10 protein-coding genes are annotated in these 12,878 nt (G+C 62.8%); all 10 read right to left on the minus strand.

The features are described 5' to 3' along the window. Positions 1 to 22 precede the first annotated feature (22 nt). Complete coding sequence (locus BMW89_RS34630; RefSeq protein ID WP_092034825.1) at positions 23 to 604, minus strand: flavin reductase family protein; 582 nt, start codon at positions 602 to 604, stop codon at positions 23 to 25. 32 nt (positions 605 to 636) lie between these two features. Continuing rightward, positions 637 to 1,473 carry an ATP-binding cassette domain-containing protein gene (locus BMW89_RS34635; protein WP_092034826.1) on the minus strand — a complete coding sequence of 279 codons (837 nt, stop codon included), beginning with the start codon at positions 1,471 to 1,473 and terminating at the stop codon, positions 637 to 639. Between the two features lie 7 nt (positions 1,474 to 1,480). Then, positions 1,481 to 2,287, minus strand: a complete 807-nt coding sequence (gene ssuC, locus BMW89_RS34640; protein ID WP_092034827.1) for an aliphatic sulfonate ABC transporter permease SsuC — start codon at positions 2,285 to 2,287, stop codon at positions 1,481 to 1,483. Further along, on the minus strand, positions 2,284 to 3,447 hold the full coding sequence (ssuD, locus tag BMW89_RS34645) for an FMNH2-dependent alkanesulfonate monooxygenase (protein ID WP_092034828.1): 1,164 nt from the start codon (positions 3,445 to 3,447) through the stop codon (positions 2,284 to 2,286). The genes ssuC and ssuD overlap by 4 nt, the downstream gene beginning before the upstream one ends. Before the next feature lie 141 nt (positions 3,448 to 3,588). Beyond that, positions 3,589 to 4,539 carry a sulfonate ABC transporter substrate-binding protein gene (locus BMW89_RS34650; RefSeq protein WP_092034829.1) on the minus strand — a complete coding sequence of 317 codons (951 nt, stop codon included), beginning with the start codon at positions 4,537 to 4,539 and terminating at the stop codon, positions 3,589 to 3,591. 373 nt (positions 4,540 to 4,912) lie between these two features. Next, entirely contained in the window at positions 4,913 to 6,082 is a 1,170-nt protein-coding gene (locus BMW89_RS34655) for a cytochrome P450 (protein WP_177196537.1), read from the minus strand. Positions 6,083 to 6,192: 110 nt separating this feature from the next. After that, positions 6,193 to 8,373 carry a PQQ-dependent dehydrogenase, methanol/ethanol family gene (locus BMW89_RS34660; RefSeq protein ID WP_092034831.1) on the minus strand — a complete coding sequence of 727 codons (2,181 nt, stop codon included), beginning with the start codon at positions 8,371 to 8,373 and terminating at the stop codon, positions 6,193 to 6,195. Between the two features lie 243 nt (positions 8,374 to 8,616). Continuing rightward, complete coding sequence (locus BMW89_RS34665; RefSeq protein WP_177196538.1) at positions 8,617 to 9,477, minus strand: L,D-transpeptidase; 861 nt, start codon at positions 9,475 to 9,477, stop codon at positions 8,617 to 8,619. Positions 9,478 to 10,552: 1,075 nt separating this feature from the next. Beyond that, positions 10,553 to 11,341: a helix-turn-helix transcriptional regulator gene (locus BMW89_RS34670; protein ID WP_092034833.1), complete on the minus strand. Its 789-nt coding sequence runs from the start codon at positions 11,339 to 11,341 to the stop codon at positions 10,553 to 10,555. A gap of 290 nt (positions 11,342 to 11,631) precedes the next feature. Continuing rightward, on the minus strand, positions 11,632 to 12,834 hold the full coding sequence (locus BMW89_RS34675; protein ID WP_092034834.1) for an LLM class flavin-dependent oxidoreductase: 1,203 nt from the start codon (positions 12,832 to 12,834) through the stop codon (positions 11,632 to 11,634). Between the last annotated feature and the right edge of the window lie 44 nt (positions 12,835 to 12,878).

Here is a 12,878-nt window from a genome sequence, read left to right on the forward strand (position 1 = left end):
AGGCTAGCCCGCGGGCCGGCGATCAAACGCCGCGCCGGCTGTGCGTGGGAAGGCTGACTTCCGCGAGCCTGGCCGCGTCCTCGTCCTGATCGACCGCAACGTACTGGCCGTGCCAATAGGCCAGCGCGGCGTTGCGGGTCGAATTCCTGATGTCCCTGACGCGGCCGATGACGATGCCGTGCGAGTGGCGTTCGACGATCTCCTCGACCTCGCAATCGACGGCGGACAATGCGCCGACCAGCAACGGAACGCCCGAGACTGACGTCACCCATTGGCTGCCTGCAAAGCGAGCGGCGCCCTTCAGCCCGCCCTTGCCGGCAAAGCGCTCGGCGACATCGAGCTGGTCGGCCGCCAGGATGTTCACGCCGAAAGCACCGTAGCGGCGGATCAGCGGGAACGACGAGGCATCGCGATTGATGCTGACCAGCAGCGTCGGCGGCTCGACCGACAGCGAGGTTACGGACGTCACCGTCATGCCGGTGATGTCCTTGCCCCGCCCGGCGGTGATGACGCTGACCCCGCCGGTGAGGTGGCGCATGGCGCCGCGGAAATCGGCGGGCAAAATGGGAGTTTCGGTCATGAGCTCGCGGGGCACTACATTCATGGCTTGCTCCCCGAAGCGGGGGTCCCTTCTATTTAGGTACGATCATCCGCCGACAAAAGGTGGCTCAGGATCGAGCCTTCCAGGGCGGCAAGCTCGGCCGAGCCGCGTTCGCGTGGCCGGGCCGTGTTAACCACGACATCATGGGCAATCCGTCCCTCGTCGATCACCAGCACCCGGTCTGCCAGCGCGACCGCCTCGGCGACATCGTGGGTGACCAGGATCGCGGTAAAGCCCTGGTCGCGCCAGACGCGCTCCAGGAGCCGCTGCATCGAGATGCGGGTCAGCGCGTCCAGCGCGCCGAGCGGCTCGTCGAAGGCGAGCACGCGCGGCCGGGAGACCAGCGCGCGGCCCAGCGCGACGCGCTGCTTCTGGCCGCCCGACAGCACCGAAGGCCACTGATCGCGCTTGTCGGCAAGCCCAACCTCGGTCAGCGCTTTCTCGGCACGCGCATGCGCATCTTTCGAAGCACGATCGCGGCCGAGACCCACTTCTACATTCGAAAGCACACGCGCCCAAGGCAGCAGCCGCGGCTCCTGAAACATCACGCGGATGTCCTCCGTTCGGACTTCGTCACCAAAACTGATGCTGCCGGAATCGATCTTGTCCAAGCCGGCGATCAGACGCAACAGCGTGCTCTTGCCGCAACCGCTCTTGCCGACGATGGCGACGAACTGGCCAGCGGGGATGTGCAGATCGATGCCGCGCAGCACCTCGTTGTCGCCGAAGGATTTTCGCAGGCCGCTGATGCTCAGCGGCAGGCCGATGGTTTGCGCGGGGCGCTCCTCGCGCACCACCCGGGCGTGAGGCGCGAAATTGGCGCGGCTGGCGAGCTCGGTTTCGGGAAGGGAGGTACGAAGCGCTGTCTGCATGTGACTCTCAACGTTTCTGGAAGGCGGGGTGCCAGGAGAGCGTCGCCCGCTCCAGCACGCGGGAGGCGCTGTCGGCGAGCTTGCCGAGCAGGGCGTAGATCAGGATCGAGAGCACGACGACGTCGATCAGCATGAACTCGCGCGCCTGCATCGCCATGTAGCCGAGCCCTGAGGACGCCGCGATGGTCTCGGCGACGATCAGCGTCAGCCACATGATGCCGAGCGCAAAGCGGATGCCGACGAAGATCGAGGGCAATGCGCCCGGAAAGATCACGCGGCGGAAGAGCTCGCTGTCGGTCATGCCGTAGATGCGGCCCATCTCGATCAACTGGGGATCGACGGTGCGGATGCCGTGCAGCGTGTTGAGGTAGATCGGGAAGAACACCCCGAGCGCGACGAGAAAGAGCTTCGCGCTCTCGTCGATGCCGAACCACAGGATGACCAGCGGGATCAGCGCCAGATGCGGCACGTTGCGCACCATCTGCAGTGTGGTGTCGGTCAGCTTTGCCGAGAGCTGCGACAGGCCGTTGGCGAGCCCGAAAGCGAAGCCGACGCTGCCGCCGATCAAAAAGCCGATCGAGGCACGCCAGAACGAGACCCAGATGTTGCGGACGAGCTCGCCGGAGAGCAGCAGCTTCCAGCCGGCGAGCGCGACATCGCTCGGCGCCGGCAGCACGCGCGTCGGCACGAAGCCGGTGACGCTTGCGACCTGCCAGATCGCGATGATGGCAAGCGGCACGATCCACTGGATCAGGCCGTCGACGCGCGGCAGGCGAAAACTGCGCGGGAAGGAGATGCTGTCGATGAGGCTCATGATTGCGACACCCGATGTTGCGGACGGTAGTCGCTGCCAACCGTCTCGCCGAAGGGGCCACCGTTAAGGTGGAGCTTGGTCACGTTGCTCGGCTGCTCCAGCGAGAGCAGCGGGAACACCAACTCGGCGAAGCGATAGGCTTCCTCCAGATGCGGGTAGCCTGACATGATGAAGGTATCGATGCCGATGTCCTGGTATTCCCTGATGCGGGCCGCGACGGTCTGGGCGTCGCCGACCAGCGCCGTGCCTGCACCGCCGCGCACGAGGCCGACACCGGCCCACAGGTTCGGGGCGATCTCGAGCTTGTCGCGCTGGCCGCCATGAAGCTGCGCCATGCGTTGCTGGCCGACCGAATCCATGCGGGAAAAATTCTTTTGCGCCGTCGCAATCGTCTCGTCGCTGACATGCTTGATCAGCTCATTCGCCGCGCGCCAGGCCTCTTCATTGGTCTCGCGGACGATCACATGAAGGCGGATACCGAAGGAGAGCTTTCGGCCACGCGACGCGGCGACCTCCCTCACCTTCGCGATCTTCTCGGCGACCAGAGCCGGCGGCTCGCCCCAGGTGAGATATTTGTCAACGGCGTCGACGGCGACATCGATGCCGGCATCCGACGAGCCGCCGAAATAGAGCGGCGGCCGCGGCGACTGCACCGGCGGGAACAGCAGCTTGCTGCCCTCGACATGGATATGCCTGCCCTCGACATCGACGGTCTTGCCGGCGAGCAGCTCGCTATAGACGCTGAGGAACTCGCGCGTGACCTCGTAGCGCTCGTCATGCCCAAGGAAGATACCGTCGCCCTTGTTCTCGACGGGATCGCCGCCGGTGACGACGTTGACGAGCAGCCGGCCATTGGTGATGCGGTCGAGCGTCGCGGTCATGCGCGCGGCGACGCTCGGCGATTGCAGGCCGGGGCGAACAGCGACGAGGTAGCGCAGTCGCTCGGTGAACGGCGCGACGCTGGAGGCGACGATCCAGGAATCCTCGCAGGATCGCCCGGTCGGCAGCAGCACGCCGAAATAGCCGAGCTGGTCGGCGGCCTGCGCCACCTGACGCAAATAGTTGAAATTGACCTCGCGGCCGCCGATGCCGGTGCCGAGATAGCGGCCGTCGCCGTGGGTCGGCAGGAACCAGAGGATATTGCTTTTGGATTGGCTCATGGATGTGCTCCGACGACTAGCCGTAGGATGTGCCGACTGCGGCAGCGACGATGCCGATCGACATGACGATGGCCGCGATCACGCGTTGAACGATGCGCCTCATGTTTGGACCTCTTGATGTGGGAAGATCGGTGGGCACGATCAGGCCGCCGGGTTGCGCCAGACGATGTCACGAATGACGATCGGCTTCGGGATCAGGCCGAGCTTGTGGAAGCGGTCGGCGACGCCCTGCTGAGTCACGATGATGTCGTCGGTGACGGGGCCGACCACGAAGTTCGCGCGATTGGCAGCGACGGTCTGGATGTCCAGCGGGACGCCGGTGATCGCGGCAAGCGATTTGGCGACCTCGTCGCGGTGCTGTTCGGCCCATGTGCCCGCCGCGGTCGTCACGTCGACGATCTGTCGCAGGATCGCGCTGTGGTTCTTCGCGAAATCGCGGTTGGCGATATAGAAGGAATTGGTCTTGGTGACCTCGCGCGCATTGATCAGGATGCGGCCGCTCTGCTTGGTCTCGCCGATCGCGAAGTAAGGATCCCAGATTGCCCAGGCCTCGATGCTGCCATTGGCAAAGGCGGGACCCGCGTCCGGCGGCGTCAGATAGACCGGCGTGATGTCGGCATAGGTGAGGCCGGCCTTCTCCAGCGTCTGCACCACGACGTTGTGGGCGCTGGAACCCTTGGTGAAGCCGACGCGCTTGCCCTTCAAGTCAGCAATGGAGCGGATCGGCGAATCCTTCGGCACCAGAATGCCCTGGCCGTTGGTGATGGGCTGGCCGGCGGCATAGACGATCGCCGCTCCGGCGGCCTGGGCGAACACCGGCGGGGAATCGCCGACCGCGCCGAAATCGATGCTGCCGACGTTCATCGCCTCCATCATCGGCGGTCCCGAGGAGAACTCGACCCATTTCACCTCGATGCCTTGCGGCGTGAAATGCTTTTCCAGGAATGCCTGCTGTCGCGCGATAACCAGCACGCCGGTCTTCTGGTAGCCGATACGAATTTCCTTCACCGCACCTTGCGCATTGGCGCGCGATGCGAACGCAGCCGCGGCTGCGGTTCCAACGGACAGTTTCAAGAAGTCCCGACGCTGCATTCCACACTCCCGGCCGCATGCGGCCGTCATTATTCACGCTTCGACAAATGATGGTGCGGGTCGGCGGAGCTGTCGAGACGCGCGGAAAAATAGCGATGCGAGCACTGCGCGTGTGGCGGAGCGCATGATTAATCTTTCAAGCGGTCGCGCGAATGAAGATGGAATTTTTCTGCACGCGGATGTGAAGGGCGAGCGGATTCGATCTCAGGACTCACGGCCGGAACCCAAAACCGCGAAAACAACCCCATGCACAGTAGCCGGGGCGTGCGAAAACAACGACCTACGAATTATCCGAAATTAGTTTGACACGTCGGGCAAAACAGGAGCATGATGGCATGATGGCGGCGTTCGGAATGGACGAGCCTTTGACCGGCTAATGCAACCATTTCACCGGCAGATTCTGCAAGCCCCTGAACGCCCAGCCGCCGATCCGCACCGGCTCGTCATCGGCGATCTCGATCCGCCTGGCACGCGTAAACAATGTTGGCAGCGCGACGTCGGCGATCATGGCGCGCGAGGCCCAGGCGCCGGCGCAGAAATGCGGGCCGGCGCCGAAGGCAACGCTCTTGGCCGTATCACGCCGCACGTCGAATTCATCGGCGCGCTCGAAATGTTTCTCGTCGCGGTTGGCGGAGCCGAACATCAGGAACACGCGCTCGTCGGTTTCGAAGGCGACGTCGCGGATGCTCCACGGTTTTGCTATGCGCCGCGGCGACATGCCGATCGGCGAGATCCAGCGGGCGTATTCCTCGAACGCCTCAAGCCAGGTTACCTCGCCCTTGCGCACGAGATCGAGCTGCTCGGGATGGCTCAGCAGTGCCCACACGGTGCCGGCGATCGCCTTGCGCGGCTCGTTCTGGCCGCCTGAAATCGCAAGTTTTACATTTGCGCGCACGCTCTCCATCGGCATGCCGGAGGCGAGGAGCACGCCGAGGATGCTTTGATCAGGGGTCTTGCGCATGACCGGCAGGATGTCGTCGATCGCGGCATCGATGCCTGACGTCGCGGCGTGGCAGCGCGCTTCGACCGCGGGATCGCCGGCGTAATTGGCGATGCCTTCGATCATGCCCTGCGACCACGCATCCATGTCGCCAAAGCCGATATTGGTGAGGCCGGTGATCGACTTCAGGCATTCGCCGGAAAACGGCAACGCAAAGTCGCGCATGAAATCGATCCGGCTTCCGGGTTCGATCCCGTCGATGATGCGGTCGGCATGGGCCTGGAACAGCGCGGTCCAGTGCGCCTTCACCGTCTTCGGCGACACCGTCGGAAACATCGCGCGCCGCTCGACCTGATGCGCCTCGCCGTCCTTGCGCATCATGTTATGGCCCATCAGCCGGTTCATCAGGCCGGCGGGCTGGTGCGAGGAGAACACGTCGATCTGCTTTTCGGAGATCGAGATGTCGTCGCGGCAGCTGAGAAGCGTCGAGCCGAGCTGCGGCACGAAGGCGATCGGCGCCTCCTTCCGGAGCTTCGCAAGCATCGGATAGGGATCGGCCCAGAACGCAGCAAGGTCGATGTCGATACGCGGCGCGGTGCTCAAGGCGATCTCCCCGGGTTTCGTTCGGGCGAGACTATCGAACTCCATCGCCTGCGTCTGTCCCTAGCGATAGGGACAGACGCAGGCGGGGCGTGTGTTCATAAGTCGCCTCGTCACCTGCTCTTCGGTCTGATGGCGTCGACAGTTCCCTGGATGAAGGCCTGGAGCTTCGCGATGTCCCCTTCCTTCAACTTGCCGCTGAAATCAGGCATGCCCTGATCGCGGAATGGACCGTGGAATACGATAGTCCTGAGATTGGTAATCACCTCAGTGCCGACATAGCCGAGATTGACGATGTTGCCGCCGCGGTCGACGCCGGGCACGCCGTGGCAGGCGATGCAAGCCGCCGTGACATAGATGTCCGCGCCTTCCCTTATATCCTTCGGATCGTATTTCACGCCCTGCAGCAGATTTTCGGTCTGATATTTGACGAATGCCGGCAGCTTCGCCGTGCCGCCAAGAGCGTATGTATAGATCGTTCCCGGGTTCTGGTATTCGGTCGCGCGATGGGCAAGGCCGTAAGAGCCGCCCCAGCCGACCGCAATCGAGATGTATTGCTTGTCATCGACCATGTAGGTGGCGGCAGCCGCCACCGCGCCGGTCCCGGTTGCGATTTCCCACAGCTTGGCTCCTGTTGCTGCGTCATAAGCGACGAAGCGGCCATCCGCCGTCCCCTGGAAAACCAGATTGCCCGCGGTGGTCAGCGTACCGCCGTTCCACGGTGACACGTGCTCGACGCGCCAGACTTCTTTTTGATGCACCGGATCCCAAGCAAGCAGACGTCCGAATGGGGTCGACTTCGGAGACGGATTGAAAGAGAAGCCGAGATTGGCGCCCAATATGCCGCCGATCTTGCCCGGCGCAGCGACATTCTGCTTGAATGATTTTTCCGGCGTCAAATTGACCGGTAAGTGCTGCGCCGGAATGTAGACGAGGCCGGTCAGGGGATTGAACGACATCGGCTGCCAGTTGTGAGCTCCGTCTGGTCCGGGAATGGATTCGTAGGGCTCTTCGCCGCGTGCAGCCGGCAGCTCGATAGGCCGTCCGTTGGCGTCGTATCCGGTCGCCCAATTCACATCGACAAAGTTCTTCGCCGAGATGAACTTGCCGTTGGTGCGATCGATGACGAAGAAGAAGCCGTTTTTCGGCGCGTGCAGGATCACCTTGCGCGGCACACCGTCGATCTCAATGTCGGCCAGGATCATCGGCTGGGTCGACGTGTAGTCCCAATTGTCGCCGGGCGTCTCCTGATAGTGCCAGATATACTGGCCTGTGTCGGCGTTGAGCGCGACGATGGAGGCGAGATAAAGATTGTCGCCGCCCGACGGACTGCGAAGCTTGCGATTCCAGGGGCCGCCGTTTCCGGTGCCGACATAGACCATGTTGAGGTCGGGATCGAATGTGATCGTGTCCCACGGCGTGCCACCGCCGCCGTTGATCCAATATTTGCCTGAGGGATCCCAGGTCTTCGCCGCGGCTGCCATCGAAGCGTCCTCGAATGGCTTCGATGGATCGCCGGGCACAGTGAACCAGCGCCAGAGTTGATTGCCCGTCTCGCTGTCGTAGGCCGTGATATAACCGCGCGCACCGTATTCGGCCCCGCTCTGGCCGATCACGACCTTGCCCTTGAAGACACGAGGCGCGCCGGTGATCGTGTAGGAATGCTGGTGATCGATCAGCGTGTCCTTTTCCCAGACCTTGGCTCCGGTCGCGGCATCGAGCGCAATCAAGCGTCCATCATAGGCGGCGACGAAGACCTTGCCGTTGTAAAGGGCGAGACCGCGGCTGACAGCATCGCAGCACCCGCGATAGCCCTTTGACCGGTCAACACCGGGATCGAACGACCAGATTTTTGTCCCGGTCCGCGCGTCAATGGCATGGACCACGCTCCAGGGGGCCGACTGATACATGATGCCGTCGACGACGAGGGGGGTTGCCTCGATCCCGCGCGATGATTCAAGATTGTAACTCCAGACCAGCCCAAGAGTCCCGACGTTGTCGGCGTTGATCTGATTGAGCTTGCTGAACCGCGTTTCGGCGTAGTCGAGGCCGACGGTCGGCCAATCCCAGGATGTCGTCGTATTTGCTTTGATGAACTCGCTGTCGACTCTCGCGATATTCGCCTTGATGCCGTCCGGCTTCGCGTCGGTCCCGGTCTGCGCCCATGCACTGGAAGGGAGAGAAAGCCCCAGGAGGGCAAGAGCGACGCTGATCTTACGGATGGCAATCTGAATCCTGGACCGATCGCCCGATCTTTTTTCAGGCCATTGGCACTCTGCGCTGGATCGTCCCATGACTCACCTTCCTCCGCGCACGTCGAGATCACGATGCGTGCGCATGCTTCAGTCGATATGAAGCGTCGAACCTCCCTCGACGGTGCTACTGAAGTATTTCAATCCTGACCTGCCCGATTGCAGCTGTAAGCAAGCGTCCCGCGCCAAACACAAGGGCGCGTCACATCACCAAGCGCAGCAAATTGCGGGGCGGCTTGATGTGTCTCCTTCTCCTCGGTTGCGGACCGAGGACGGAGGACCGAGTTACTGGACCTCGGCGATCTTCGGCCCAGATGACGGCATCTGCGCGTTAGCTGCCAAGGGCCGCTTCGACGGCGATGCCGGGTCCGGCAATCGGAAGGCGGCGTCTGGCGGCGTGCCCTGGGATGGACGACGGGCAGCATTTGCCGGAAGCACGATCACTTTCGCTCCGATCTTCACCCGCTCATAGAGGTCGGTCACGTCCTCATTGGTCAGCCGGATACAGCCGGACGAAACCCGCTTCCCGATCGTATCAGGGTTGTTGGTGCCGTGAATGCGATATTCGGTCTCGCCGAGATACATCGCCCGGGCGCCGAGCGGGTTGCCGGGACCGCCTGCCATGAACCGCGGCAGATAAGGCTGACGCCCAACCATCTCCGCAGGCGGATGCCAATCCGGCCATTCTGCTTTCCGAGCCACGGTCTGTTCGCCCGACCACGTGAAACCTTCGCGGCCGACACCGATGCCGTAACGCATCGCCTGCCTGTCGTTCAGAACGAAATAAAGGAATGTGTTTCCGGTATCGATGATCACGGTGCCCGGCGCCTGGCGGCTGGCGTAGTCAATGACCTGCCGAACAAATGCTCCGGGACCGTCAGCGGCCTTTGGTGGTTCGACCAGAGGCGCCGGGGCCGGAATCGGAGCCGGAGCCGGCGCTGCTGCATGAACTGGAGTTGCAACGTAAACCGGTGTTGACGATGCCTGGGCTTCGTGCACGGAGGGTTTTCGTACCGGTTGCACGCTCGCCGGGCGAGACAGCAAACCGTACCCCACGACGGCGACGGCCACGGCGCCAATTGCGACTCTCGCGGCCATCGGCACTGCGAGCGTCTCTGCCTTTCGACGTTTGGCCCGCTTACTCATATCTTTCCCCAGGTCACCATGCCCAAGAGAGGTATCCAGCAACATTTAAGAAACTTCGAAGCGATCTCGCCCAGATGGGAACTGGTGGGGATGGTTAACGCCGAACTCTTGTTCGGCGGCATGAAAATCGGGCGCATTGCTTGATATGTGCGGGTAGCAACCCGGACGACGCGCTTCTCATCGCGGAACGAGCGAGGTCTGAATCGCCCCGGCGGAGCGGGCACGCTCCGACCTTTCGTTAACGGCGGCTTCGGGTCACAAGCTCAAGTGAAGATCGGCCGCGGCCCTAGTTCGGTCCACCCCTGAAAAGCAGATGATGGTTAGAGGGTCGGCTAAGCCAGCTATGGGCCAGTTGGTGTCATGGTATCCGGAGGTGCAGGTGATCGAGTCAGAGACCGACGCTTTCCGATGTTCTCGTCGAGCAGCAGAGCGAAACCATAACCGAATCCAGCCAAAGCCGCGTACATCGAACCCGTCAAAAGGAGCGTTATCCAGCCCCGAAGGTCGTGAGGACTACTCAGCGGCAACTGAATCGCCTCCGCGCATGAGTCTGTCCGTACTGCGAATTGCGCGCTCGAAAGTTTCGATGCCTCAGTGCCGGCTGGACCCAATCGATAAGGGTCTACCCTGCAATGCACCTCACCTCCAGAGCTTGGTCGATCATAGTCGAGGGTGGCCAGAATGTATCTGGAGCCCTTTGTTCCGGAAACTACGCGGAAGTTTGAGAAAAACCCAACGACATGGGGGCGTTTCTCTATGTTTAGCGTCCGGATACCCGCGTACGGAAGCACCCCAAGAAAGAATATCGCCAGCCACATCGCTAGCGCAGTCAGGGTCGAAATGCGGATCGTCTTCATTGCGGCACCTTGGTAGTCGTGCCGCGTTTCCTCTACCTTAATTAGATACGAAGAAATTGCCGGTAGGGGTCACAAGCTGACTCTCGTCAGCCCTCGACATTGAAGCTCAAGCCAGCATGATCGACAAGCCGATTGATCCTCAAGGCGACGGTCCCGGAGGGCGGACCGCCTGTCCGCTTTGCTCTCGGAAGCAGGTAACGCGAACTTAGAGTCCCCCCTCAGTTCAGGCCGCGCGGTGCTGCCAGCAAGCCCAGCACGATCGAGAACAATTCGTTCTGCGAGGAGATGCCGAGCCGCTCATAGGCGCGTTTGCGGTAGGTCAGCGTCGAATGCAGGCTGATGCCGAGCGCTTGCGAGATTGCCTCGGAGCTGAAGCCGAGCAAGATGTGTCGGCACACCTCCTGCTCGCGCGGCGTCAGCACGGAGAGTGGCGCGCGTGTCGCAAACAGCATGGCGAGGGACTGGTCGGGCGTCGCGGTAGCCACCTGCTGGAAATGACGCGCGACGCTGGCGCCGATCGCAGGCGCGATCGCCTGCAAGCGCGCACGCTCGGCATCACCGAAGCGGCCCTGGGACGTGACGCGATAGAAATTGACATAGAAGCAGGTGTCATCCACCCAGATCGCGGTGGCGCATTTGTCGACGATGTCGGAGTCGTTGAAGAATATCTTCCGGTAGCGCGCGCCATACATGCGCGGCGCAAAGGACGGCAGCGCGATCGGCGCGCTGTCTTCACCCTCGAACAGCGCATCGCGGTTGGGATCGGATTCGTGGAACTGCCCGGCATAGGCCGCGCCGAGATCGCCGCCGGTCGGGATGTTGCCGGCATCGAGCAGGCACTGAGTGGCACCAGCGCGCGTCAGCGCAAACACCATGCAATGGCCGACGCCGGCCTGCCGGCGCAGCGTGTCGATCAGCACTTTTGGGAAATCCGGGCGGCCGATCGCGAGCACCGCGGGCGTGATGTCGGCAGCCGCTGGAGTTGAGGCCATCGCGTGGGGCCGCATGGGTATCCTCCGCCCAGATGTTATTTTGCGAGAGGATAGCAGCAAGGACAGCGCGCAGGAAGCAGGCCCCTACCTCGCAGCGCAGGACAATCGCGTATGGGAGCGATTCCCCTGTGGCCATCCTTCGAGACGCCCGCCGTTGGCGGGCCCTCAGGATGAGGACCGAGTGTGTGGCCGTCGTTTTAACGAGCACCGACGCCGCTTAGCCTCATCCTGAGGAGACCGCGAAGCGGTCGTCTCGAAGGGCGAGGCGCGCGCTCAGGTCGCGCAAAATGCGATATGCGATTGCTCTACCCCGCCGCCTTCGCCGGCGCGACGTTGACCGCGAGCTTGCCGTAGCGGTCGGAGAAAGCTTGCGTGTCGATCTCCTCCAGCTTGATCTCGCCGCTCATCACGCCCTGCTTCCACGCCGCCTGCGCCGGATCGTTCTGGAACTCCGGCATCACCTCGCGGCCGAACAGCTCCAGCGATTCGCAGATGTGCTCGTGGCTGTTCTTGCCGGCTTGATTCAGCAGGATGACCTGGTCGATATGCGACGACTGGAAGCGCTTCAGCTTCTTGCGGATCGTCTCGGGCGAGCCGATCAGGCCGCCGCGCAAGGCCGCCTCCTGCGCTTCCGGATTGTCGCGCTTCCACTTGTTGTACTCGTCCCACATGTTGACGGTGTAGGGCGCAGGCCGCTGGCGGTTCTGCGAGGCGCCGTAGAAGCGCAGCGCGAACTGGAAGAAGGTGGCGCCGTCGGCACGCGCGCGGGCCTCTTCATCGGTCTTGGCGCAAATGAAGAACGACACCAGCGCCATGTTCGGGTTGATCTCGTAGTCGGCAAGCTTGTTCAGCCGCTTGGTCATCGCGTTGTAATAGGCGTGCACCCAGGCATGCGCCGCATCCGCACTGACGAACTGGAAGCCGAGCGCGCCAAAGCCGTGACGGCCGGCGCGTTCGATGGTCGGCAGTTGCGAGCAGGCCATCCACAGCGGCGGATGCGGCTTCTGCACCGGCTTCGGCACGACATTGCGCAAGGGGATGTCGAAATACTTGCCGTGGTGCTCGCTGCCGGCGTCCTTGAACATCGGGAAGATCGCGGCGACGGCCTCCTCGAACACGTCCTTCTTGGTCTCCATGTCGCGGCCGAACGGCGTCAGCTCGGTGATCGAGGCGCTCTCGCCCATGCCGAATTCGCAGCGGCCGTTGGACAGCAGGTCGAGCACCGCGACGCGCTCGGCAACGCGGGCCGGATGATTGGTGGTGAGCTGGAGGATGCCGTGGCCGAGCCGGATGTTTTTGGTGCGCTGGCTGGCCGCCGCGAGGAAGGATTCCGGCGAGGGCGAGTGCGAATATTCTTCGAGGAAGTGATGCTCGACGACCCAGGCGTGGTCGTAATTGAGCTTGTCGGCGAGCTCCAGCTGCGAGAGCGCATTCTGGTAGAGGTTGAGCTCGTCGCCGGCCACCCAGGGCCGCGGCAGTTGCAGCTCGTAAAAGATGCCGAACTTCATGACGCTTCTCCCGCTTATTTTTGTTGCGGGCATCTTAGTATGTG

Source organism: Bradyrhizobium sp. OK095, assembly GCF_900109945.1.
GTDB lineage: Bacteria > Pseudomonadota > Alphaproteobacteria > Rhizobiales > Xanthobacteraceae > Bradyrhizobium.

Bases quoted from the DNA above. Each gene is read 5' to 3' on its own strand.
- BMW89_RS34630 (WP_092034825.1), bottom strand. From the start codon at position 604: ATGAATGTAGTGCCCCGCGAGCTCATGACCGAAACTCCCATTTTGCCC.
- BMW89_RS34635 (WP_092034826.1), bottom strand. From the start codon at position 1,473: ATGCAGACAGCGCTTCGTACCTCCCTTCCCGAAACCGAGCTCGCCAGC.
- ssuC (WP_092034827.1), bottom strand. From the start codon at position 2,287: ATGAGCCTCATCGACAGCATCTCCTTCCCGCGCAGTTTTCGCCTGCCG.
- ssuD (WP_092034828.1), bottom strand. From the start codon at position 3,447: ATGAGCCAATCCAAAAGCAATATCCTCTGGTTCCTGCCGACCCACGGC.
- BMW89_RS34650 (WP_092034829.1), bottom strand. From the start codon at position 4,539: ATGCAGCGTCGGGACTTCTTGAAACTGTCCGTTGGAACCGCAGCCGCG.
- BMW89_RS34660 (WP_092034831.1), bottom strand. From the start codon at position 8,373: ATGGGACGATCCAGCGCAGAGTGCCAATGGCCTGAAAAAAGATCGGGC.
- BMW89_RS34665 (WP_177196538.1), bottom strand. From the start codon at position 9,477: ATGAGTAAGCGGGCCAAACGTCGAAAGGCAGAGACGCTCGCAGTGCCG.
- BMW89_RS34670 (WP_092034833.1), bottom strand. From the start codon at position 11,341: ATGCGGCCCCACGCGATGGCCTCAACTCCAGCGGCTGCCGACATCACG.
- BMW89_RS34675 (WP_092034834.1), bottom strand. From the start codon at position 12,834: ATGAAGTTCGGCATCTTTTACGAGCTGCAACTGCCGCGGCCCTGGGTG.